Origin of the sequence: Lysinibacillus xylanilyticus, from assembly GCF_001183605.1 — a bacterium.
GTDB classification, from domain to species: domain Bacteria; phylum Bacillota; class Bacilli; order Bacillales_A; family Planococcaceae; genus Lysinibacillus; species Lysinibacillus xylanilyticus.
Map to the genome: position 1 here is coordinate 1,205,149 of NZ_LFXJ01000005.1, position 24,416 is coordinate 1,229,564.

Here is a 24,416-nt window from a genome sequence, read left to right on the forward strand (position 1 = left end):
TATTCTGACGGAATACTTGTATTGCAAAGCGAGTTCCTATTCATCACGATCAAGTGCCTCTTTCACAAATGTAGGAAGTGCGAATGCACCAACATGTAAATCTGTATTGTAATATTTCGTATTTAGACCAAATTTGTCCCAAGCCTCTACTTGAATATCTTTAATAGGATGTAATGCTTTTGAAGCAAATCCGAATAGCCAGTGTCCAGATGGATATGTTGGCATATGGAATTGATATACGCTTGCGATTGGGAAAATACCTTTAATTTTTTTATGTGCTTTACGCATGTTTTCTGCATACTCCGTGAAGTATGGTGATTCGTGTTGGTTAATTAGAATTCCTTTTTCATTTAATACACGGTAACATTCTTTATAGAAAGCTGTTGTAAATAAACCTTCACCGACTGAAATTGGATCAGTAGAATCTACTAATATTAAATCGAATGAATTATCAGCTGCGTTTTGCACATAAGCTAAGCCATCATCGAAAATCATTTCCATACGTGGATCTTCTTCGACACCAGCAGCTGTAATTGGAAGGTATTTTTGGCATAATCGGAATACTAACTCATCGATTTCAACCATAACTACTTTTTCTACTGATTTGTAACGTAGTACTTCACGAGCAGTACCACCATCACCACCACCAATAATTAATACTTTTTTTATATCTGGGTTGGTAGCGAATGCTGGGTGCGTAATCATATCGTGATAAACGAACTCGTCTTTTTCATTGACCATCATCAATCCGTCTAAAGTGAAGAAAGTACCGAAATCTTCACCTTTATAAAAATCGATTTTTTGGAATGAAGATTGTTCACTATGAATTTCTTCGTTGTATCCGATTGAAAATTTACATTGATCGCTCCATTGTTCTGTATACCATTTCATTAAATCACGTCCTCTAATACTTCTTGTTTCACTAGAATTGTATCAATTTCTTGTTCTGCAAACTGGCGAATTTTATCTGCCATTCCACGAGGTACTTCAAATGATTCTGTCTTTTTCGCTTGCAGTTTTTGTTCTAAATACTCTGCTGCTTTCCACGGACTTACAGAGTCGCCACAAGTGTAAACATCTACAGAAGCAAATCCGTATTCTGGCCAAGTATGAATCGTTAAATGTGATTCAGCAATAATTACTGCACCCGAAACACCATATGGGTTGAAATGATGGAAGCAAGATTCTACAATTGTTGCCCCAGAATAGTCTGCTGCTTCATTCATAAACTGCTCTATTAAAGCGTTTTGCTCAATAATTTCACTTGGGCAACCATAAAATTCGATTAATACGTGTCTTCCTAATGTTGATAATTCAATGCTCATTTATCTATCTCCCTTACGACTGTTATATAATTTTCTTCTTTAGTTTCGTTCAGAACGTTCCCAAAATTAAGAAAATAGAAGTTATATAATTCTACTAATTCCTCTGAAATAACTTCTCCTGGGATTACTAGTGGTATTCCCGGTGGATAAATCATTAATGTATCTGCACTAATTCGACCTACCGCATCATAAATTAAAATTGTTTCTGTTTCTGCATTACATGCCTGTTGCGGTGTCATTGCTAATCTATTTATTTGATTCGCTGTCACATATGCTGACTGTATCGCATCTTTTTTAGCGTTATTAAGCTCTATATCTTTTAACGCATGTACTAACTTACCGATTGATTCATTCGTATCAACTTGACTAATGACTGCCATTATGACATATCCTTCAGCAAGTTCTAATTGAATTCCATACTGTTGTTTCAATATTGTGTAAACTTCGAAACCAGTTAAACCGAGATCGTTCACACGAATAACAAGTTTCGTCCAATCATAGGCTTGATTGAAATTTTGTTGTACGTATTCAGCTTGTAGTACTTCATAGCGCGAATTATTTTCAATTTCTTCAATTGCCGCATCAACAATTGACTTTAAACTGCTAAACCGTTGCTGTCCAAACACAGCTAAATCCCTTCGTGCTACATCTAAAGAACTCATTAATAAATAATTAGCACTCGTCGTTTGAAGCATATTTAATACTTTTTGCAAATGCTTCGAATCGATTCGTTTTTCTTGCAGTAAAAGAAGTGAACTTTGCGTTAATGAACCACCAGTTTTATGCATACTGAGCGTTACTGCATCTGCACCAGCACTAATCGCATCGTTAGCATCAGATAAAAATGTTAAATGTGCTCCGTGTGCACCATCAACAATAACTGTTACATTTTGATCATGTGCGAGTTTACAAATTTCTTGCAGTTTATTCATCGAACCAAAATATGTTGGATACGTCACAAGTAAAACTTTCGCTTGTGGATTTTCTGCAAGTGCCGACTTTACATTTTCAACTGAAATTCCGTGCGCAATACCAAAATGTTGATCAACTTCAGGTTGAATAAATACTGGTTTTGCTCCGCTTAATATAATGCCGTTCATAACTGATTTATGGCAGTTACGAGGTACGATCATTGTATCTCCTGGTTTACATGTCGCTAAAATCATCGCCAGAATACCTACAGTAGTTCCATTTACTAAAAAGTAAGCGTAGTCTACATTAAATGCTTGTGCAGCTAATTGCTGAGCTTCTTTAATAACCGATTCTGGATGACTTAATAAATCAAGTTCCTTCATCGAGTTTACATCCATTCTTAATGCCATTTCTCCAAGCGTCCATTTTAATGGGTTTTCTTGTAGCCCCATTTTATGTCCAGGTACATCAAACGGTGTAACTTCTTGTTTAGCATAATTGACCAAAGCTTCAAATAATGGCATGCGGTCTTGAGTGGCTAAAAATTCCTCTGTAGCCACTCGATTTTGCACGCATTGCATTATTGTCCCATAGCAACTGCTAGGAGTTGCTGTAATTCCGAAACTTTGTCTGTTTTTTCCCAAGTTACGTTTACATCACTACGTCCAAAGTGACCATAAGCAGCAACTTGTTGATATTGTGGTTTACGTAGATTTAGCATGTTAATAATGCCAGTTGGAGTTAAGTCGAATAATTGACGAATCGCTATTAAAATTTCTTCTTTCGCTACTTTTTCTGTAGCAAATGTTTCTAAAGCGATACTAATTGGTTCACTTACACCAATTGCATATGATAATTGGATTTCACATTTATCTGCCCAGCCTGCTGCAACAATATTTTTTGCAACGTATCGCGCTGCGTAAGCCGCTGAACGGTCAACTTTTGTGCAGTCTTTACCAGAGAATGCGCCACCACCATGACGAGCTGCGCCGCCATAAGTATCAACAATAATCTTACGTCCTGTTAAACCTGCATCTCCGTGTGGTCCGCCTACTACGAAACGACCAGTAGGATTAATTAAAATGCGGAAGTCTTCATTCATACCAAATTGCTTCGCAACAGCTTTAATTACATTTTCTGTAACGTAATCAATGAATTCTACTCGATCAAAATCATCATCATGTTGTATTGACATTAAAACAGTATCAATTTTAGGTTGCATACTATTTGTATAATCAATTGTTACTTGTGATTTCATATCTGGGCGAGCCCATTTGAATTGACCATTTTTACGTTGCTCAGTTGCACGTTTTACAAGCATATGCGCCATTTCAATAGCTAAAGGCATATAGTTCTCAGTTTCATTAGTTGCAAAACCGAACATAATACCTTGGTCACCTGCACCAACATCTTTTGTATCGCTTGAAGAATCAACCCCCATTGCGATATCAGGAGATTGCGTGTGTACTAAAACTTGTACATTGCAGTTATGACCATCAATACCGAACTTATCATCTGTATAACCAATGCCGATTAGGGTATCACGGGCAATTTTTTCGATATCTAGTTCTGCTTTTGTCGTGATCTCTCCGCCAACAATTACTGTGTTTGTAGTTGTGAATACTTCACATGCCACACGTGATAGCGGATCTTGTAATAATGCTGCGTCTAATACTGCATCTGAGATTTGGTCTGCAATTTTATCTGGATGTCCTTCCGATACAGACTCCGATGTGAATAATACTTTTTCTGACAATTTTCACTGCTCCTAACAAATTAATAGATTTTAGGGCATAAAAAAAAGCTCACCCAATTTTAAGGAAAGCTTCGAATACTATCAGCTGCTGTTCCTCTTATTGTTCACAAAAGTTAATTTTGTGCTCAGGTTCGGCCCACTGGATTTAATTCATTACGAACTAAATTGTTTGGCCACCGTATCTTCGACCCCTCGTCTCAACGGTTATTAATAAGAGCTATATTATTATGCTGAGACTCATATTAAGTCATAAACATTTGAGTGTCAATTTATTTTTTTAAATTTTTTTGTGAATACTCGCTATGTAAATTAATTCATTTGCCCTTTTACACACAAAAATACAAAGTCTAACATTTTATAAACAATCTATATTTATGAATAAAATTGAATATTAATGCACGCAGGGTTATTTTATAATTATAATAGAATGAACTACTATTAATTTTGTTAATAGATGCGTCAAGATAACATATTGTAAACATAAAAAAATTTAGATTAGCAAAGAAGGTTTAGGAATTATTAGAGTCTTTTATTTATAGAAATCATTTAAATTTCTATAATTCAGAATATTATTTTCAGTCAGTTTTATGAAGACCATGACGCTTCTTTCATCTCAAACCAGGTGTGTTGATTAACTAATTTTAACCATATTTATTAAACAGCTAGGTTGATTTCCACTACGGATGATCGTTACCAGTGGGCAAGCACCTTCACTTAAATCAAAAGAAATGTAGGTACATAATCTTATATTTCGTAAATCTAAACTCCTGATTTAACACATGTAGTATCAATTCAAAGTTGTATTCTAAAGTGAAAGCCTAAGATAAAGATAATAAATGAAGTTTTTTACAAAGGCTGTTTTCTCAAAGATTGTTGCTTCTGGTTTGGCTATCTTATTGGAGGCTCCTATAAGAATTTTAAATTTACAAAATTTTAGTATTCATCGTGAACTAGAAACATATTTGTCAAAGTAATATTCAAATATCTTATAAATGACTTGTACTTCACTAATATTTATCTTAAGAAGATTTTCAACATCTATTACTTGAATTTCTTCTAAACCTTGACTGTATTTGGAATTTTCATAAGCATTAAACAGGTCATAAAAAAATTCACAATGGATTGAACAATGAGAACCGTCACTATACCATCCAGCACTAAAAAGAAAACTTGCCCAAGATATTTGACGTTGTTTATATTTTAAAAATAAACAAGCCAAATAGAAATCATTTAATTCAGGAAAATTTTCAAAGGGTTCCGAATTTGCAAATTCCTTTACAATTCTTTCTGCATCGTTTTGAAATTTTGTTAATGAAAGTTCTATAATCCAATAAGGAGGACTTTCAGATTTATCAATAATTTCATCACAAAATAATAAATAATGCTTATATGTTATTAAGCAAGCTTCAATCATCTCCCCCATTTTCCAAGCAAGTGATTTGTTCAAATTAATTTGCAACATTAACCCTCCTTTAGTTTTTTTGTAAATTCTGTACTAACATCATTTTAACAAAAACTCACTACTGTTACTTAACTAAACTGCTCCGTTAGCCATCCATGTAGCGGAAAACCAGAGCTACACCACAGAATATCTTTCATGGGAGTTTAAGAAGAACAGCGACGCTTATTCCACAATCGCGCCCGATTGTGCAATAAGAAGGTGCATAAATTCTATCTGTTTCCAAAACAGCTGAAATTAAAGCTATTTGTTGCAACATCAGGAGATTATTGCATTTTCACCTATGCCTCCGTTTATCTTTTCAGTAATGGTTTACTAAAATTATAACTTTTTTCTTCAGTCATTCCTGTCATCATATTCTTCAGTTGATATGTGTTATTCTTAACTTCTTGCTCACCTAAAACAATAACGTTCGGTATATTTTCTCGATTTGCCTTGTCCATCGCCTTGCGTAGTTTTTTGTCGCTCAGTTCAACGACCACACGTTTTCGTTGTTGACGAAGTGTTGTGGCCAGCTGTAATGCTTCCTTTTCAACGCCCATAGGAATAATATAAACATCAATTTCACTTTCAGCAGCAACTTTTCCATTCAATTCAAATGCTGTAAATATCACATCTAAACCAAATGAAATACCGACTGTCGGGAAGCTTTGATCGCTGCCAATCAACCCACCAATTGCATTGTCATAACGACCACCACTGCCAATACTTGATTTGATGGAACCTTCCTTTAAAAAAATTTCATAGATAGTCCCTGTGTAAATTTCAAGGCCACGTGCTAAAAATGGATTAAAAATGCAATTGTCCATTATATTTAGGGCTTGCAAATACGAATCTAACTCACGCAGCTCTGCAATTCCTTCTTGCACAAAGTTATTCAACGTTGCATATTGCTCGAAATAATCAAGTGCTGGTTCAGTATCTAAAAATTGTTCGATTGCAGCTAATGAATCGCTCGTTAAAGCTAACTCTTCTAGCTCCTTCACTAATGTCATTCGATCAATTTTCTCCATTTTATCAAGTACTAATATAACTCTATTCTTTGCTTCAGGTACAGCAAAACATTGCAACAAACCGTAAAGTAACTTTCGATTGTTGTACTGAATGAGAATGTCTACGTCCAGCTTACGAAATGCATCAACTGCCATCATCATAAGCTCTGCTTCAGCAGCTTGTGAGTTTACTCCAACAATATCCACATCGCATTGAGTAAACTCACGTAAACGACCTGTCTTAATTGGCCCATCACGAAATACTTTACCAATTTCATAGCGTTTAAATGGCATCGATAATTCTGGATTCATAGCAATAACCTTTGCAAATGGAATTGTTAAATCATAACGTAACGCTAAATCACGTTCCCCACGATCCGTTAGAGTATACATTTCCTGTAAAATCTCTGCCCCACCTGCATATTTAGATGCCATTAAATTTTTATAATTAAGAATTGGAGTTTCCAATATTTTGCATCCATATAAAATAAACGTATCTTCTAATGTTCTACGAATTGTACGGCGAATAGCTTCTTGTTTAGGTAAATAATCTTGTGTTCCTCTTACATTTTGGTAATCCATCTTTTTCATCATATCTTCCTCCTCGTTTTTAGCAAATAAAAAAACCGTATAACACTAAAGCTCCAAAACGGCTTTAATTATACGATTCAACGGGAAAAAGTCTTCCTATTCAATATTAAAAAATTAATATAGATAGCAAGACTAATCAATATGATGATGTGTAGTTTTGTTAATTATTAGGAAATATACGACCATAATTTTCACCTCCTTTTAAATTGAATTAATAATACAATATATGTTAATAAAATACAATTTGGTTGTCATACAGCCAGGCATGAGGGACAAATCCCGCTTTGTTGGAAGTAACATATACATATATAAAGTACTTACTATTGAGATGGAAAGGGGGAAAATCAATGCCAAGCGGAACGCATCAGGTTGAGGTGGAGTTACCGATAAATAAGATTTGGGATTTTGTTAAGGATATGGATAACTGGGCTCCACTTATACCTGGATATATTCAACACCGAAAAATTACTAACCGCCAGTCCACTTGGGAATTTTATAGTAACATCGGATTCATAAAGAAAAAGATTAATTTAATGGCCACTATAGAAGAATGGATTGAACCGACAAGGGTTACTTTTAATTTAAAGGGTTTAAATGAGGAACTTTCAGGCGGTGGCTATTTCCTGGCAGAAGTAATAGCTAAAAATAAAACGAGGATAACAGGCTTTCTTGAGATCAATGCTGGTGGTGCATTGGGACCGCTGGTTAATGAGGTATTAAAGTCTTATCTTCCTAAAGTAACAGAAGAAATGACGATTGGGATCTCTACAAAATTGGAGGAGCTTAATTAAAAAATGTTGCATAAAGTCATTGCTACACCACAGAAAATGAAAGATTATTACGTTCTTTCATGGGAGTTCAATAAGTAAAAAAGAGCTGCATATGCAACTCAATGTTATACAAGTAAAGCCCCGAATAATCTCACCTGCTCCTCAAATTAGCCCTCATCTATTTAAGATGGGGGCTATTTGACGCTTACGAATTATTTGCGACAATGTTGCTATTCCGAGTCGTTATGCAAAAGAAGATAATAATTGGTTGAATCTATCGCGCTCCTCTAAAAAAGCGCAATGGCCGCTGTATTGGAACGGAACTAGCGTTGAATTTTTGATCAGCTTATTTGTTTCCTCAGCTTGAGTAAACGGAACGACTTTATCGTGAATTCCGTGAATAATTAATGTGGGTACATCGATCTGACCGAGATCGTTGTAAACATTTTCATCCCTAAGCGTGACCATAATGGCGGAAGTCGCCCAATTCGCCGCTTGTAATCCCATTAAAACGAACCAATCGGATTTCAGTTCGGAAATATACTGAAAGAAAAAAATTCGCGTTTGGTCTTGCAGCATTTGCGGTCGGTCATGATTTGTATCCACGATGATTTTATTTGTAAATTCTTTTGGAACGCTAGATGGAGAGGCAGCGTCGACCAGGACGAGTTTAGATACCCCATACCCTTTGTAACGAGCCATGTAACGGATCGAGATTGCACCTCCTGTAGAGTGTCCTACCAGTGTTATGTTACTTAGCTGTAACGTCTCGATGACCATGCGGACATCATCTGCTAATCTATCGAAAGAATACCCGCTAAAAGGTTTATCCGATTTGCCATATCCCCTCCAGTCCATTCCAATACAACGATATCCAAGCGTTGGAAGGAAATTGAACTGATATTCGAACTGGTTATGGTTTAGCGGCCACCCATGAATAAACAGAATCGTTTTGTTTCCCTTTGGATTGATGTCCTCGATAAATACGTTGACGCCTGGTTCGACAGTTACAAAGTATCCCAAGTGTATCACCCCATTTATTAAAAAGTAATTTCCTATTAAGATATTCACCTAAGGCAGAGTGTATGCCTAATATCGGCGTTAAACTTTGTTGAGCTAGTGCGAAGTTCTGATGAATACAAACTTAAGAAACACCCAAGGATGGTAGGGGGATTTTTCGATTTTTAATGCAATGGCGGAAAGCCCCTTTCCTCGTTGAAGCAGCATATTAGTATTGATATTTTCGCTCTTTAATAACGCGAATTCAACAGTTGAATTCGCTTCAAAAGGTTAAACAACAAACCAGAAAACGAGCGCTGATTCTTGTTACATAATCGCGCCCGATTGTTGAAGATCGTTATTCAACTAAAGCCCCTGTAGTTAAAATCAAAAACTTTATAAGAAAATTAACTAAATTCAAGAAACTACTCTAAAGATATTCTTATACGCTTTAAAAAGTATAAATCCTATAAAACAACTTAGTTGGTTTAGAATAATGTCATCTATATCAAAACTGCCTAAAAACAAGATTAGTTGGAGGATTTCTACACTGAGTATGAGTAAAAAGCAAGAAATCATCGTTTTGATTATATTTCTTTGAGAGGGAAAAGCCATTGGTATTAGAAATCCCATTGGTATAAAAGGAATGATATTACCAAAAATATTCATAAAAGCTATACTAAAACTCAAATCACTTATATAAGTTTCGATTGTTCTAAAAGGAACTAAGTTTGCACTTAATCCCCATTGGTCCCTACGCTCCATATTCGATTGTATAGTATTGATAACATCTTGTATGTCTCCATTGAACTTAATCACTATAAATTTTAGCACTAATAATATGTATATTGAAAAAAGAATCCTCCAATTTTTGTTATTCATACTTAGAAACCACCTCAATTCAGCCTATGTACTACATCATTAGTTGAAGTATAACCTTCCAAAGCGCCGATTGTGGAAGATTGGTTTTCAACTAAAGCCCCCTTTACTTTAAGTACCAAAATCCTCAAGACATTAAAATTCTATAAAGTTCCAGTTTTAGTTTGGGTTTTACTTTAAATTGTCCATAAATTTAATAATTCTAAACCATTTCTGAAATCCCTGTCTTAATAATAATTATGTTTTTGGCTTTAAGTTTTCTATATCTTCTATTTGCTATTCCGAAAAAATCAGGTAACTAACAATGTAAAGCAGCAAAGAGTTTTTCTAATCATTAACAAAATCAGGAAAACTTAGTAAGAGATGTTTACAAACAACTTAAAGATGGGTATACTTACAAAGTAAACAAAAAATTCTTAAGGAGGTCGAATGAAATGATCGTTATCGTTATCGTTATATTGATGTCATTGGTAGTTACAACTTCAGTAAAAATGAAAATCACACATTCGACCAGATCGGAATGGATCGCTTAAGGTTTTTTTTGTAATTAAGCATACCCATACCGCAGGGAGAAGTGTGCCCCTGCGGTATTTTTGTGCCTTTTTTCACCGTAGGGGAGTCTCTCTACGGTTTTTTTCATTTTTCATGGTAATTTAAGGAGGTGATAATAAATGATATTAAACATTTTTGCTCTCACGATAACTATTACAAAACGTGAGATCTCTCTTGAGAAAGCACTTCATAATGAAAATGCGAAAAAAATCTTTGAAGAGAACCGAAGAAAAGTAGAAAATTATATTCGTATTCGTCAATATTAATTTTGTTAATTAAAACAATGAAAGGTGGGAATTGAAATGATTTATATGATCAAAAGACGTCATGCAGTTTTATGGGTGGAGAAAGACACAACCACCAGATGAAGTAATATAAAGTGACAATATAGCTATTTAATTTTATAATCTCAGTAAAGTTAACCCGTTCTAATCTAGGACGGGTTGCTTCAGGAGGTATTTGGCCCCCGTTAGCCATCCATGTAGCGCAAAACATAGAGCTACACCACAGAATATGAAAGATGATTAAGTTCTTTCATGGGAGTTTAATAAGAACAGCAATGATTAAGAAAAACACCTTTTCAATAAAGTCTTTTTGTATAACTTTCCTGAAGTCTTTCAGCAATTATATCAACACTAGAGTTTGGAATCTTAGCATGTTCAAATAATATTTTAGCAGCAGATGGTAATGTTTCTTTATTAGCCCAAGAGAACTGTTCCCATAATTTTGACCTCTTAAAAGCTTTTGCACAATGTATGAAACATTCCTCTACTTCCACTCCAATACCTACAATAGGTTTTTGTCCTTTAACAGCCATCTTTTCAAGTAGTTCATCATCTTTTACCAAACAAGCCTTACCGTTAACTCTGAGTGTTTCCCCTAATCCCGGAATAAAAAATAAAAGACCCACTTTCGGATTTAATAAAATATTACGCATAGAATCTATTCTTTTGTTTCCTGGTCTTTCTGGAATAATTAAATGCTTATTATCTAGTACACGAACAAAACCAGGCATATCCCCTCTTGGTGAAACATCACAGAAACCTAAATTATCAGAAGTTGAAATCACTAAAAAAGGTGACTTAGAAATAAAATCATAACAATGATGGTCTAAATCTGTAATCACCTTTCTTATTACTAATTCACTCGGAAATCCAATAATCGAACGTAATTCTTCTTCGGTTTCAATAGTATTTTTAAATTTTTTATTTTGTTCCAAACAGACTTCACTCCTTCAATTTACGACTTTTAATTAAATGGCCCTTAAAAGCAAAAAGGGAGCAATTCTTATTCCGTGAAAGCACTCGTTAATTTAAGTACATATCTTCACAATCTCAATTTACTCTTTTTAAATCTGCCTCTTCTATTGAATCACCAGTAATCTCAAAGAATAGTTCTTTATTATTGTCCAATTCAATTGTAGTTTTTTTATTTATTGGTATTAGATTGTCATTATTTTTGGTGTTGTTATTTATTAAAATTGATACTTCCATTGTAGTCTCGCCATCTAACTCGATATCTTCCGCAAGAAATTCAAAGCTAAGTGAATCACGTTTTTTAATTTTAGAACCGTCAGCATTAATACCTGTTGGTGAGTATTCTAATATATTTACTTCCACTCCGTAGATATCAAAATTAGCATTGTTTTTTATATTAATAATCATATTTTCATTGTTCGGTTCAGGAGTCCCTGCACAAGCAGATAAAATAAGTAATAATAAAACTGTTATTGATAAGAACAAAATTCTTCTCATTTGCCACCCCCGTTTCTGCTATTCATTTTATTCAACGAAACGAAATGGAATTTGTTCCCTAATATTCTTATTGAACTAACCTGCTCCGTTAGCCATCCATGTAGCGCAAAATCAACACTACACCACAGAAAATGAAAGATTTTTACGTTCTTTCATGGGAGTTGAATAGCAACAATCCTTTCGAAAACAGCCTATACAAAAAAGTAGAGGAGCATTCATAAAAGAACTCCTCTACTTTTTTTACTGTTTTATCTTTTAACGAGGGGCCTCGTCAAATATAACCACTTTTTGGAATCCACCTCATTTAAAAAGGCATGCAAAACAATCTGTTCACATACCTTTTCAATGTTTTCTAGAGACGTATCCTAGAATGATTAAACATTTTAATAAACAATCCATCTTTATTCAAAACGACCATGTCTTTCAGTAAGCACCCATTTTCGTACATAGCCCATTTTTTCCTGAATATTTTCGATTGTTTTTTCACTTTGAAATGCCTTTTGCATGACGGTGTAGCGCAAATCGGTGGCTCTTACATTTGTGCCGATATCCTTTGATATCGTTTGGAAAATTCGCTCAATTGTTTTCGTTGAAACGGATTTTGATTGACTAGCATCGCTAACCCAAACCCATTCTCCCAACTTTTCTTCATGGAACTCTTCGGTTGCTTCCTTATAGTGCGCCAGCATGTTCATTAATATTGGAGAAAGCCTTATTTCTCTACGACCATTATTGTTTGAAATGAAAACAGCCGATGAGTCGAAGTTAATATGAGACCATTTCATACGTACAATCTCTGCTGGCTTACATCCTGTTTCCATAAGTAGTTGGACAATGCAGCCATTACGTCTTGCTAGCCAAGCATGCTCTGTTGTTTTAGCGTATTGAAAATAAGTTGGCCAGACATTCGCAATTTGCATTAATTGTTTCTTTGTTAGTAATGTTAAAGCCTCTTTTTGCCTCTTTTTTGGCTGTAAAATGCCCTCATAGTCAAAGGGCTCCACCCATTCTCTTAATAAGACAAAGTCTACAAAGCTTCGTATTGTAGCAATTTTATGATTAAATGTGTTGACATTTGTGTAGGCCTCTTTTAAATAATTACTATATGTAAATAATAATTCTTTCAAATGATGATCCACATTCATGTAGTTGTTCTCATGAGCAAACGCTAATAATTGCTGTCCATCTATATTGTACTGCTTTTTGGTAGCAGCACTTTTCTTTAAAGAATTTAATAGTAATAAATAGCTGTTCCATGCTTCCACTAATGTGACCATCTTGTTCCCTCCTTATATAACTGTGCGTGTGTTTATTTTAGTTTACTATATTTTGGGTGCGTACGTTTAATATAAATTAATATAAAGTATAATGTCGGATAATCTGTATTAAAGGTTCACTAACCCGCTTCTATTGTTCAATAGTTCCTTTTACAATGAAGAAACAAATATTCCTATTGCAGTGTCTCACATCCTTTGCTTTCTTACAATAGTAATTCCACTCACCCTGTTGTAGTACAAATTCTTTAAAAAACCACTATTTTTGTATAACAGGGCTTATTTACATGAAAATTCGTATAATTTAGTGTTTATAACCGTTTGTGTTATATAATAAGTTTATCAACTATAAAATGTAGGGGGCTTTTTAAGTATGCAAGTAAAAACAACTCGACTTGAAGCAGAAGACGCAAAAATTATTTATCAAGAAACAGCCGGGTTAGCGATCATTACGATCCATCGACCACAGGCTAAAAACGCACTAACAGCAAATATGTGGGATCAATTAGCTAAAATTGCCCTACAAGTATTAGATAATCCGAAAAATAAAGTATTAATTTTACGCGGCTCTGGTGAAAACTTTACGGCCGGCTCTGATATTAAAGAATTCAACGCAATTTCCCTTGAAAAAGCTGAAGAAGCATTTGTACATATGGAAAAAACTATTTCTACAATTGAGCGTTTACCAATTCCAACGATTGGTGTTATTAACGGTCCCGCAATGGGAGCTGGTTTAGAGCTTGCATTAGCTTGTGATATTCGCATCGGCTCTGAAAAAGCAAAGCTCGGTATCCCTGTCGGTAAATTAGGTATCACTTTAAATAACAAATTTGCACAGCGCTTAGTTCAACTAGTTGGCCCTTCAACAACAAAGGATTTAGTATTTACCGGTCGTATGTTTAAAGCTGAAGAAGCCTTCAAGCTTGGTATGCTAAACTACTTAGTAACTGAAAAAGACTTAAATAAATACATGATTCGTATGGGCAAGCTTGTGGCAGGAATGTCACCTGAATCTTTATTAGCTGTGAAGCAATCTGTACAAGAATGCGTGGACAGTGTACCATCACTATGGCAAGGGTCAACACCGTTTGTCGGAAATGATTTTGCAGAAGGCTGCCGTGCCTTTGTAGAAAAACGTCAGCCGCAATTTACGCGTCAATCAAAATAATAAACAGGTACTCTCCTCGCTCTCATGCGAATGGAGTACCTGTTTTTTAAGATTTTCGCTTAAATTCTACTGACTTAATATGGAGATGAATCGCATCTAATTCATAACCAAAATGCTGATGAAATTCATCCTGTATCATTTTTTGTAATGCATACAATCGATCTGGTAAGGAATAATTAATGGGTAGTTTTAGCTGTAATGTAATCGTTGCTTGCGCTAGATCACCTAATACGAATTGTACGTGTTCGACTTTATGTACAATATCTTGTTTGGCACAACAATATGTTAGTAGCTGCACATAAACATGCTTCCCAATATCGATATACTCCTGTTGAAAATCAGGACGAACAATCGTCGTTTCCCCTATTTTTTCACGCTTCGAAGTGAAAATCTCTATCCCTCTTTGAACGAGTCGTTTAAAAAAGTTTTGTTCGACTTGTCGATACGGTATTGGCATGACGTGCTTCCCTTGTGTCTGCCGAATAAAACGAGCTTTGGCAATTTCTTTTTGGGAACGTACATCCTCAACATAGTAATATTTATCGATAGGACCAAGCTCTAACTGTCGGGCTATCGTTTTTGTCATTTTATCGGACGTGCCGATCAATAAAATCGACTGTACCTTATATGTATCAAGTGCTTTTTTTACTTCCTCGCAGTGTGTATCATCTGTAAAAATAGCTCGTCGAACGGCTGTAATCGTATTTTTCTCAAATTTTGCGGAGATTCCCGCTACTTTCACACCATTGACAATGAGAAGACCATCATCAATAAGAGCCTCTACACCGATTTTATGTGCGAAAACAAGTGCGCTTGTACTTTTCCCTGTTCCACTTGGACCACTTAAAGAATAAACATTCATGACAAACAGCTCCTTTCCATTTCATGATAGCAGAAACGTAACAATTTTTCCGTCAATATTATTATTCCCATTGTTATCAATTATGCCTCGGCATAATTGTATCTGTCGTTTTGCTTTCACTACAGATAAACAATGCGTCGTGCAAGCACAACGCACTCCATTCCGATTCCGCTAGACTATGCACACATCTTCTTCAATTTAGAAATATATTCTTTTTTCAGAATAACTTTCCCTTTATGTGCTTTAGTATGATAAAATGTGAACTACTATTCTGTTATACAACTATAAGGAGTGTACTAGTTTGAAAATCGTACCATCTAAAAAAATGTCTTTATTTACACCAGCAATTTTTGGAGATTTAAAAAATCATGCCAAACTGCAGGAAGCTAAAGGCATGAAAATGATTGACTTAAGCTTAGGTAGTCCAGACCTACCCCCTAACGCAAAAATTCGTGAGCATTTATCGTATAGAGCGGGTTTAGCAGAATCTTACGGGTATACATTAACAGGTACACAACGTTTTTATGAAGCTGTTAGTCGTTATTATAAACGTCGTAGTAATGTAGATTTAGATCCCGCTTCTGAAATTATTCAAACAATTGGCTCTCAAGAGGGATTAGTGCATTTACCAATCGCCTTTTGTGACCCAGGAGATATCGTATTATCCACAAACCCAGCATACGTTGCCTATGATGCAGGGATTCATCTAGCAGGGGCAACACCTTACTATATGCCACAAACAGCTGACAACGATTATTTACCAGACTTAGACGCTGTTCCTGAAGAGATTGCGCAAAAAGCAAAACTACTAATTTTAAACTTACCAGGTAATCCTGTGCCTGCAATGCCTTCAATCGCCTATTTTGAAAAGGTCATTGCCTTTGCGAAAAAATATAACATCATCGTTCTACATGATGCTGCCTACTCTGAGTTCTACTTTACTGGTGATGGTCCAATTAGCTTCCTAGCCACTCCTGGCGCAAAAGAAGTTGGGATGGAGATTAACTCTTTATCGAAAAGCTTTAGCCTTGCTGGTACACGTATCGCTTATATCGCAGGTAATGCTGAGATGATTTCGATTTTAAAACAATTAAAATCAAATTTAGATTTCGGTATTTTCGAGCCAATTCAAGATGCTGCGGTCGTAGCGCTTGATAACGCAGAAGAAATTACAGCAGGACTACGTGCAACATTCTCAGAACGCCATAAAACATTAATGAACGGCTTACGTGACTTAGGATGGGATGCAGCCCCTTCTGACGGTGGCATGTTCGTCTGGGCAAAGTATCCATTCGATATTGACTGCACAGAGCTAGCCTTTAAAATAATTGAACAAGCTGGTATCGTAACAGTCCCTGGTACAGTATTTGGATCAGCTGGACAAGGCTATTTACGTTTAGCACTAGTACAACCAAAAGAATTATTACAGGAAGCTGTTGATCGTTTAGCACAAGTGCAAGTTACTTCACAAAAATAATCATATAAATAACATGAAAACCCTTCTAACTTTAATGGTTGGAAGGGTTTTTGCTATAGCTTTTTATGTAATCTTCAAGTATCGGTCTATCAGGAGGACTAATGTTTTTAGGTAAATCATCTAAAGAGAAAAATTGAAGCATTGTTGCCTCATTTTGATCATGAACAAGGAGGCCACTATATTCTTTACATTCAAATGCTGTAACAACGATATAAACTTCATCACCGTGCGGATATTGATAATAAAAATCTTGTCCAGAATAAGTATTGATCAATTTCAGATTTTTTGCCTTCAATCCTGTTTCCTCGAATAATTCTCGATGGGCAACTTGCTCTAATGTTTCACCTAGCTCCATCGATCCTCCAATTAGTCCCCAACACCTATTATCTAACCGAAGTTGTAATAAAACCTGTTGGCGATTATTAATGATTAATACACAAGCACCGCACATAATTAATGGTCTAGTCCCAACTATTTTACGCAAATCCTTTATATATCCCATAATACCCTCCTATATATATAAGTTTCATTTATACAACGCTCTTATTCGTTAAAATTGACTGGTATTTTCACTAACAAATAGTCTTCAGTCCACTTTTGTGTCGCTACAATCAAATTTTCACCATGTTTTTCAAAAAAGAGTCCATTTCCATCCTTTTGTTTGAAAGTCCAACCGTTTTGATCAAGCATTTCTTTGATCATTTCATCAGCCACAGATGTATCTCTTTCCTTTATTACATACCATTCTTGACCGTTTTCGTTCGACAATTTAACCATTTTTGTCTCGGAATCATTTATTTTTTCTATAACTGTTTTTTTACTTATATTTTCTATTGGAAGTGAAGGAAGATAGAGTTTGTTGTAAAATACGCATGCTCCAACAAGGAAAATTATTATTCCGATTGTTAATAACACCTTTTTCATATAACACCTCCAGTTAATTTTCTATAAATATCCATAAATACCTTCCCTACCCTATTTTACTGCGGATTTAAATTGAATGGATACTACTTTAGCAAATTCTTCTTTCCAATGTCTTGCAGAATAGAGGAATTACTAGATAAATACATGATTAAAATAGTGAATCAAAAATATTTTATTGGAGGCTAATATAATGTTTGGACAGGAATAATAAGCAGACTTTCATGGATCAACATTTTATGCTGATCTATGAAAGTAGCATTAATAAATGGATACGTGGGAGCGATTTACACCCTTAAATGTTGTTTTTCTTAATGATTGAGGGACGGGTTTGACAGAGTCCGAAGTTTGATCTTTTTTTAAAAAAATTTGTCTGTGAATTTGAATTAAAGTTATGATGATTTATTTATTATTGACGTAGTATTTCATCTTATTCTTAAGCTTCATTTTCGATAAATGTGAACATTTTCATTATCTTTTTAACTACAAAAGGTAGTAAGTTAGAAGCTATAAATGCAACCACAAAAGCAATTCCCCATGCTTTCAACCATGATTTAAGGAATAAAGCTGTATATCCAACATTCATTGAAGTCATAACGAAAGAGATAATACTAGATATACCTAAAATCATAAAGATACTAAAAATTAATGGTTCGAATTTTTTATTGATTTTCAAAATTAACACCTTTTTCTATATATTCAACGCTATCAAATTTAATTAACATCTAATCTTACAGTTTAAAATATAGATTGTCCAGGTTGATTTACTCGGAATCATTTATTAATTCTATAATTGCTTTTCTGTAAATCCTCCTATTGTATATGTGAGTCATGATGATAGTAAAGGGCATGAAATTATTTTGGTCATAACTTTATTGATTAAAAAGAATCGGGATATGAAGAATAACCTTACAAAAAATCCTCCGAATAAAAATATTCGAAGGAAGGTAATTACTATTTATTTGTTATTTTTTCTTTTACTCTTTTCTTTAAATAATTATATTGTTTGTCATTTGTATCAGCAAAAGCTTCTTCTCTATTAGAAGGAACATCCATATATTCAAAAGAACTAAGAAATTGGCTTTCTGTAAAATCATAACGTTTTCCATTGATTTCATTATAAAAATGCCATCCATCTTCAAGATCTGTCTTTAATATTTCTCCTCCATACAAATCATTTATCACTAGTGCTGTTACACCACATTACCCTTTTGCAGGATTCTTTATAGTCCACTTAGAACTTGATTCTATCGACCAAGATTGAAATAAAATATTTTGTATGTGTCCCCCTTCGAAAAATAACATTTCCCCATCTCCTATCTAGTGGCATTTATGTAGCTTCAATCTCTTCTAGAAACGAGAACGCATAAATAAACTTCATGAACAACAACAAGGCCTACCTTCTCCTTAACAAGTTAAACATGAAATAACCGCTACGAATAAAGATATATTGCTTGACGCTAACCCATTTTTATTGTGTGGCATCATTTTTTCAACTTTCAACACCCGTAGTTCAATTACTTTTTCTCGGTCGCGTAATAAATCATCGCAATGGTCGGTAAAGCTATTCCAATCAATAATGCTGCTTTCCAACCAGCCATGGCGTATGCCCATGCTCCTGTCGCAGAACCTATAGCACCACCAGCAAAGAAAATGGCCATGTATAAACCGTTAAGTCGGCTTCGAATCTCTGCTCCAAATGAGAAAATAGCACGTTGACCAAGGACCAGATTAGCGGAAACTCCCATATCTAAAAGAATGGCCGAAACTACTAAAATTACTAATGCTAATGTTGAGCCGCTTTGGATCATAATAGGTAAAATTACAGAAATGATAACTGAAGCTAAAGCTAATCCTGTAGCTGGTCGAATCCAATCTTTATCAGCTAGACGGCCTGCCACAGGTGCAGCTACCGCCCCAGATACTCCTACCAATGCGAACAATGCAACTTCTTTTTGAGAAAAATCGAATATTGGACTGGTCAATAACAAAGGAACAGTTGTCCAGAACAAACTAAAAGTTCCAAACACACAAAAGTGATAAATTGCTCTACGTTGTAGGACTGGTGTCGTTTTGAGTAAATGCAACATAGATACCAGCAGTGTTGGATATTGTGTTGTTGTCATCGGCTGCCTTGTAGGAAGTAATTTTACTAATACAAGAGCCAGAACAAAAATTATTGCAGCGGAAAAGACGAATATAGCGCGCCAGCCCATAAACTCCGCCATAATACTTGATAACGGACGAGCGAGCATGATACCAAGTAACAAACCACTCATAACATTACCCACATTGCGGCCACGTGTGGCATCGGGAGAAAGATGAGCTGCGTACGGTACGAGTACCTGAGCTGCGACAGAGCCTAACCCAATAAACAGTGAAGTTGCAAGAAATAGCGTAGCGCTTTTGACTACTGCAGCCATCGCCAACACGATTGCAGTGAAGAGCAATAACGAAACAACAAGTTTTCGGTTTTCTAGGATATCTCCCAAAGGAACGATAAATAATAATCCGATTCCGTAACCGATTTGAGTCAGCGTGACGATGAGGCCAGCTGCTCCGGAAGATAATCCGAGTGTAGAACTGATGGGTCCTACTAAAGGCTGCGCATAATAGAGATTTGCAACAATTACGCCACAAGCTATAGCCAGAATGAGTATAATCCACGTTGAAACAGGTTTCTCCATTTTTTGTTTTGTGATTGAACTCATAGAATACTCCCTCTCACTTTATTTAGGTGCATTTATCGGAATGATCATTCCAGTAATATTAAAAAATTTGCCTATAGCATCTCAATTACAGTATTCATCATGTCATATATAATTTTTTTGTTGGTTTTGACCTTGGATACTACATTGATACTATGATTAAGGTTTAGTAATAGATGTGATAGAGCCTTAATATCTTTCTTAGGGTCGATTTCTCCCGTCTGCTGTCCTTTACTTAAAAGTTCATAGAAAGAGTGTTCTAATTCCTCAAAACCGTCTTGTATTAATTTACGTAATTGTTCATCCGGTGAATCCAAACCAATGATTGCGTTTGTAATCAAGCATCCTTTGGGCAAATCATCATCACATGCGGAAGTAATATGCTGATCAAAAAACTGACGTATTCCAACTTTCGCAGACGGCGCATTTACTAAGAGATTTCGTTTATTTTTACTGATTTTTTTGTAATGCTGTATTGCCTCAATATAAAGTGTCTGTTTGTCAATAAAGGTTTCGTACAAACTAGATCTGCTTAATTCCATAGCTTCTAACAAATCCGGAATACTTGTTGCATCATAGCCTTTTTCCCAAAAAACTAACATTGCCTTATGGAGTACGCACTCCTTGTCAAACTCTTTTGAACGTCCGATAGTTAATTCCTCCTTTCAATAAAAACAGTATAATTTTTCCGGAACGAATAGTCCAGTATAAATATTACAATTCAATTTAGTTTTTAACATACCCTAATAAAAAAACAGCTACTGCACTTTCGCAGTAACTGTCCCTTCTTACACATCATATTTTTGATGAATCTCATCCTCGTAACGATTATAACGCTGTTTAAATAGCTTGAATAAATGTGTCACAAGCACTTTAAAAATGGCATAGCCCGGAATCCCTAAAATGACACCTGGAACGCCAAATAAAGAACCAGCCGTTAATAACACGAAAATAATTGTAATTGGATGGATACTAAGTGATTTACCCATAATTTGAGGAGAAATGAACTTCCCTTCAATGAGTTGTACGACTGTCCAAACAATGGCTAGCTTAAATAGCATGAATGGCGATGTTACAAGAGCGATAATGACCGCTGGTGTTATGGCGATAACTGGCCCTAAGTATGGAACCACACTTGTGATCATAGCAAGAAAACCAAGTAATAAGGCATATTTCATTCCGATAATCAAAAAGCCAATAGTTACCATAGCACCTATACACATTGACACTAATATTTGTCCTTGAATATAGGAACTAATTTGCTTGTCCATATCGTGGAAAATTTCGTGTACTTCTTTACGTATACGTGGCGGGCATATTTTTAAAATAAAGCTCGGTAGTTTTTCGCCATCTTTTAGTAAGTAAAATAAAATAAATGGCACTGTTACTAATGATAAAACAATTCCTGTTAACGTTGAAACGAAGCCAGTAATACCAGATGCCACGCCTTGCGCTATATTCGCAGCTGTATCTTTTACCGTCTCCACCGTATCCGTAGTAAAATTCTTAACCATTGCATCATAGTTTAAATTAACTTTATCTAGGTACTCGTTGATACGTGAATTATTAAAAAAATCAGCAATATTTTGTGTAAATGCCATAAAATACCCAGGGAATTCTTGTACTAAATTAGTGAACTGGTCTCGTAAAAACGGATATACAAGTACTACTAATAACGTTATTATGCCAATCAGAATTATATATAGAAGAAAGATACCCCAAACTCTTTGGATACGCCATCTTTCGAATAGCCCTACTATTGGACGTAATAAATAATACCCAATACTGGCCAGTACCCCTGGTAGAATAACTACCTCAAATAAAACTTTAAGCGGGGTAAATATAAAGGACACTTTTTGGAACATGAAAATAACACATGCTATCAATAATAAAATAATCAGTGTAAAAAATAAGTTTTTTCCACCTAAAAAGCGAATAAACTTCGTTGAAAAGAAATTTGAACGCTCTTTTGGTCTTTCTTTTTCCATCTACTCACCCCATTAAAAATCCTATATCCATATAGTACAGGATAATGTTGGATTTTGCGAAAAATCACTCTAGGGAAATGCCTAAAAATTTACTTAAAAACTCTTTATTTTTCTCTACATCAATAATAATTGAATCACCAACACCACTAATGTTTCTGAAACTATAACTACCTTCAATTGGAATAGTTGTTTTTTCTAATTTGACTTTACCTTTCGACACCATTTTCAGCACTTGTTGAATCTCTCCTGCTGAAGAATAGTCCGTTGTAATATACCCTTGTGCTGCACCAACGAATTTTGGTAAGTTCAACATATTTTGAGGTGATAAAACTTCATTCTTTAACGCTTCGATAACCTTTTGCTGACGCGCTACTCGACCAAAATCCCCTTCAGCATCATGACGGAATCGAGCAAAGCCAAGTAATTCTTTTCCGTTTAAGTTTTGCACACCTTGTTTTAAAGAAACTCCAATATTTTCGGACATATCCTTATCAACATCGACTTCAACCCCATTTGGCGCAAGAATATCTACAAGTGATTCAAAATTTTTAAAATCGATAATAGCATAATGATGAATTGGAACGCCAAACATATTACCAATCGTATCTTTTAATAATTGGACACCGCCTAAATAGTAAGCAGTATTAAGCTTATAGGATTTATAACCAGGAATATCCGCATAAATATCTCGCATTAATGATGCGAGCTTAACATCATTTGTTTTCTTATTCCAAGATAATACCATCATTGTATCTGTTCGTGATTTTTCTTCACCACGAGTATCTATCCCTAATAATAAATAGTTCTCAACATCGCCTTTTACTGTATCACCGGCGAAATCCTCTTGATTAACCTTTGTATCACTTGCCAATTTGAGTCCACTTCGATATTGCATAACGGAATAACCTGCAATCACGATGACACAAAGTAATAACAATGTGAACAATGCTCTCCCTTTACGCATGCGGCGTTTTTGCGGGCGCTGCGAGCGTCTTGAATAATCTTGCTCTTCCATAACTTTTAACTCCTCTATTTTTTATAGTAATGTAACGATTCCACATAAAGAAAGGTTCATTTTATATGATGTTACGAACCCTATCAACAACTACTTATAGGTTATTTTACACCTAATTTGCCAGTAATGAACAAAATAATGCTATAATATTTTCACGAAAGAAAGGATGATGAACATGATTGAGAAAGCTACGTTTGCTGGCGGTTGTTTTTGGTGTATGGTAAAGCCATTTGTTGAATGGGATGGTATACATAAGGTCACTTCGGGCTACATGGGTGGCCATTTAGACAACCCTACTTATGAGGATGTCAAAAAAGGTACTTCTGGCCATTTAGAAGTAGTCGAAATTGAATTCGACCCTGGCGTTTTTAGTTATGAGCAGCTCCTTGATATTTACTGGATGCAAATCGACCCAACGGATGCTTACGGGCAATTCCACGACCGTGGTGAATCATACACAACAGCAATCTTTACCTATTCAGATGAGCAAAAGCGCATTGCAGAAGCATCCAAGGAAAAGCTAGCAAAAAGTGGTCGCTTTGATAAACCTATTGTAACCACAATTCGCGATGCCAAGTACTTCTACCCTGCAGAAGATTATCATCAAGACTTTTATAAAAAAGAGTCGGAGCATTATCAGAAGGACCGAGCGCTTTCTGGTCGAGATCAGTTCATCGATGAACATTGGGAGAAATAACTTACATTTGAAATTCCATTTTTGATTGCCGATCACCTATTTACTAAGGGTATTACAGTTTTCGAAATAGTTTTTTTCATTAATTTTTAAAATGTGTATAAAAAATAATAAGCCGTCTATACTATTAAAGATTTCACTTCCAAATCCAATGACAAGGAGGGTTAACCCGATGAGTGGGGCTGACCGGTAACTCAGAAGGACCATCAAAGCTGAATGAAGCTAAAGCACAGTTGTCTTAAAATTTAAGATCAATGCGGAAGCGAGGCAGTGTGTCATGGAGCACTATAAGTAAGTGAGAATCATGCCCGGGATATTAT

General features: G+C 35.3%; 24 protein-coding genes and 1 pseudogene. 5 read left to right on the forward strand and 20 right to left on the reverse strand.

The annotated features are described in order from the left end of the window. Positions 1 to 36: 36 nt before the first annotated feature. From speE to ACZ11_RS08700, 6 genes are all read right to left on the reverse strand, one after another. Entirely contained in the window at positions 37 to 891 is an 855-nt protein-coding gene (gene speE, locus ACZ11_RS08675) for a polyamine aminopropyltransferase (RefSeq protein WP_049665340.1), read from the reverse strand. Next, complete coding sequence (speD, locus tag ACZ11_RS08680; RefSeq protein ID WP_082172725.1) at positions 891 to 1,325, reverse strand: adenosylmethionine decarboxylase; 435 nt, start codon at positions 1,323 to 1,325, stop codon at positions 891 to 893. The genes speE and speD overlap by 1 nt, the downstream gene beginning before the upstream one ends. Next, complete coding sequence (locus tag ACZ11_RS08685) at positions 1,322 to 2,818, reverse strand: aminotransferase class I/II-fold pyridoxal phosphate-dependent enzyme (RefSeq protein ID WP_049665342.1); 1,497 nt, start codon at positions 2,816 to 2,818, stop codon at positions 1,322 to 1,324. The genes speD and ACZ11_RS08685 overlap by 4 nt, the downstream gene beginning before the upstream one ends. Beyond that, positions 2,818 to 3,993 (reverse strand): methionine adenosyltransferase, encoded by a 1,176-nt coding sequence (gene metK, locus ACZ11_RS08690; protein ID WP_049665344.1) that lies wholly within the window; start codon positions 3,991 to 3,993, stop codon positions 2,818 to 2,820. The genes ACZ11_RS08685 and metK overlap by 1 nt, the downstream gene beginning before the upstream one ends. Positions 3,994 to 4,933: 940 nt before the next feature. Further along, complete coding sequence (locus tag ACZ11_RS08695; RefSeq protein ID WP_236690813.1) at positions 4,934 to 5,455, reverse strand: hypothetical protein; 522 nt, start codon at positions 5,453 to 5,455, stop codon at positions 4,934 to 4,936. A gap of 290 nt (positions 5,456 to 5,745) precedes the next feature. After that, positions 5,746 to 7,026, reverse strand: coding sequence for a histidine--tRNA ligase (locus ACZ11_RS08700; RefSeq protein ID WP_201778520.1), 1,281 nt, complete (start codon positions 7,024 to 7,026; stop codon positions 5,746 to 5,748). A gap of 356 nt (positions 7,027 to 7,382) precedes the next feature. On the opposite strand from ACZ11_RS08700, the gene ACZ11_RS08705 reads away from it, so the two are divergent. Further along, positions 7,383 to 7,826 (forward strand): CoxG family protein, encoded by a 444-nt coding sequence (locus tag ACZ11_RS08705; protein WP_049665349.1) that lies wholly within the window; start codon positions 7,383 to 7,385, stop codon positions 7,824 to 7,826. A gap of 222 nt (positions 7,827 to 8,048) precedes the next feature. Here the strand turns inward: ACZ11_RS08705 and ACZ11_RS08710 are convergent, their stop codons facing one another. After that, the gene (locus ACZ11_RS08710) at positions 8,049 to 8,828 is read right to left on the reverse strand and encodes an alpha/beta fold hydrolase (protein WP_049665350.1); all 780 of its coding nucleotides are present in this window, start codon (positions 8,826 to 8,828) and stop codon (positions 8,049 to 8,051) included. Between the two features lie 393 nt (positions 8,829 to 9,221). Next, the gene (locus ACZ11_RS08715; RefSeq protein WP_049665352.1) at positions 9,222 to 9,686 is read right to left on the reverse strand and encodes a VanZ family protein; all 465 of its coding nucleotides are present in this window, start codon (positions 9,684 to 9,686) and stop codon (positions 9,222 to 9,224) included. A 668-nt stretch (positions 9,687 to 10,354) separates the two neighbouring features. On the opposite strand from ACZ11_RS08715, the gene ACZ11_RS25125 reads away from it, so the two are divergent. Next, on the forward strand, positions 10,355 to 10,501 hold the full coding sequence (locus ACZ11_RS25125; RefSeq protein ID WP_082172726.1) for a YrzI family small protein: 147 nt from the start codon (positions 10,355 to 10,357) through the stop codon (positions 10,499 to 10,501). Positions 10,502 to 10,815: 314 nt separating this feature from the next. On the opposite strand, the gene ACZ11_RS08720 is transcribed toward ACZ11_RS25125, so the two are convergent. The 3 genes from ACZ11_RS08720 to ACZ11_RS08730 form a co-directional block, all read right to left on the reverse strand. Continuing rightward, positions 10,816 to 11,454 (reverse strand): pyridoxamine 5'-phosphate oxidase family protein, encoded by a 639-nt coding sequence (locus ACZ11_RS08720; RefSeq protein ID WP_049665354.1) that lies wholly within the window; start codon positions 11,452 to 11,454, stop codon positions 10,816 to 10,818. A 115-nt stretch (positions 11,455 to 11,569) separates the two neighbouring features. Further along, complete coding sequence (locus ACZ11_RS08725; protein WP_049665355.1) at positions 11,570 to 11,989, reverse strand: hypothetical protein; 420 nt, start codon at positions 11,987 to 11,989, stop codon at positions 11,570 to 11,572. A 401-nt stretch (positions 11,990 to 12,390) separates the two neighbouring features. Further along, positions 12,391 to 13,266 carry a tyrosine-type recombinase/integrase gene (locus ACZ11_RS08730; RefSeq protein ID WP_049665357.1) on the reverse strand — a complete coding sequence of 292 codons (876 nt, stop codon included), beginning with the start codon at positions 13,264 to 13,266 and terminating at the stop codon, positions 12,391 to 12,393. A 370-nt stretch (positions 13,267 to 13,636) separates the two neighbouring features. Between ACZ11_RS08730 and ACZ11_RS08735 the strand changes: the two genes are divergently transcribed. Further along, positions 13,637 to 14,431, forward strand: coding sequence for an enoyl-CoA hydratase/isomerase family protein (locus ACZ11_RS08735; protein ID WP_049665358.1), 795 nt, complete (start codon positions 13,637 to 13,639; stop codon positions 14,429 to 14,431). Between the two features lie 46 nt (positions 14,432 to 14,477). Here the strand turns inward: ACZ11_RS08735 and ACZ11_RS08740 are convergent, their stop codons facing one another. Continuing rightward, the gene (locus ACZ11_RS08740) at positions 14,478 to 15,293 is read right to left on the reverse strand and encodes a hypothetical protein (RefSeq protein WP_049665359.1); all 816 of its coding nucleotides are present in this window, start codon (positions 15,291 to 15,293) and stop codon (positions 14,478 to 14,480) included. A 301-nt stretch (positions 15,294 to 15,594) separates the two neighbouring features. On the opposite strand from ACZ11_RS08740, the gene ACZ11_RS08745 reads away from it, so the two are divergent. After that, positions 15,595 to 16,770 (forward strand): aminotransferase class I/II-fold pyridoxal phosphate-dependent enzyme, encoded by a 1,176-nt coding sequence (locus ACZ11_RS08745; RefSeq protein WP_049665361.1) that lies wholly within the window; start codon positions 15,595 to 15,597, stop codon positions 16,768 to 16,770. Positions 16,771 to 16,801: 31 nt separating this feature from the next. Here ACZ11_RS08745 and ACZ11_RS08750 read toward each other — a convergent pair whose 3' ends face one another. From ACZ11_RS08750 to ACZ11_RS08785, 8 genes and pseudogenes are all read right to left on the reverse strand, one after another. After that, positions 16,802 to 17,272: an NUDIX hydrolase gene (locus tag ACZ11_RS08750; RefSeq protein ID WP_049665362.1), complete on the reverse strand. Its 471-nt coding sequence runs from the start codon at positions 17,270 to 17,272 to the stop codon at positions 16,802 to 16,804. Positions 17,273 to 17,313: 41 nt separating this feature from the next. Continuing rightward, positions 17,314 to 17,694 (reverse strand): hypothetical protein, encoded by a 381-nt coding sequence (locus tag ACZ11_RS08755; RefSeq protein ID WP_049665364.1) that lies wholly within the window; start codon positions 17,692 to 17,694, stop codon positions 17,314 to 17,316. A gap of 433 nt (positions 17,695 to 18,127) precedes the next feature. Next, positions 18,128 to 18,367, reverse strand: coding sequence for a DUF2798 domain-containing protein (locus ACZ11_RS08760; RefSeq protein ID WP_049665365.1), 240 nt, complete (start codon positions 18,365 to 18,367; stop codon positions 18,128 to 18,130). 278 nt (positions 18,368 to 18,645) lie between these two features. After that, positions 18,646 to 18,996, reverse strand: a pseudogene (locus tag ACZ11_RS08765) (YunG family protein). Positions 18,997 to 19,208: 212 nt separating this feature from the next. After that, positions 19,209 to 20,402, reverse strand: coding sequence for an MFS transporter (locus ACZ11_RS08770; protein ID WP_049665366.1), 1,194 nt, complete (start codon positions 20,400 to 20,402; stop codon positions 19,209 to 19,211). A gap of 71 nt (positions 20,403 to 20,473) precedes the next feature. Then, the gene (locus tag ACZ11_RS08775) at positions 20,474 to 21,001 is read right to left on the reverse strand and encodes a TetR/AcrR family transcriptional regulator (RefSeq protein ID WP_201778510.1); all 528 of its coding nucleotides are present in this window, start codon (positions 20,999 to 21,001) and stop codon (positions 20,474 to 20,476) included. Between the two features lie 186 nt (positions 21,002 to 21,187). Then, positions 21,188 to 22,387 (reverse strand): AI-2E family transporter, encoded by a 1,200-nt coding sequence (locus ACZ11_RS08780; RefSeq protein WP_049665370.1) that lies wholly within the window; start codon positions 22,385 to 22,387, stop codon positions 21,188 to 21,190. A 64-nt stretch (positions 22,388 to 22,451) separates the two neighbouring features. Further along, the gene (locus tag ACZ11_RS08785) at positions 22,452 to 23,402 is read right to left on the reverse strand and encodes an LCP family protein (protein ID WP_049665371.1); all 951 of its coding nucleotides are present in this window, start codon (positions 23,400 to 23,402) and stop codon (positions 22,452 to 22,454) included. A gap of 175 nt (positions 23,403 to 23,577) precedes the next feature. Here ACZ11_RS08785 and msrA point away from each other — a divergent pair, with 175 nt between their 5' ends. After that, positions 23,578 to 24,099: a peptide-methionine (S)-S-oxide reductase MsrA gene (gene msrA / locus ACZ11_RS08790; RefSeq protein ID WP_082172727.1), complete on the forward strand. Its 522-nt coding sequence runs from the start codon at positions 23,578 to 23,580 to the stop codon at positions 24,097 to 24,099. Positions 24,100 to 24,416: the final 317 nt, after the last annotated feature.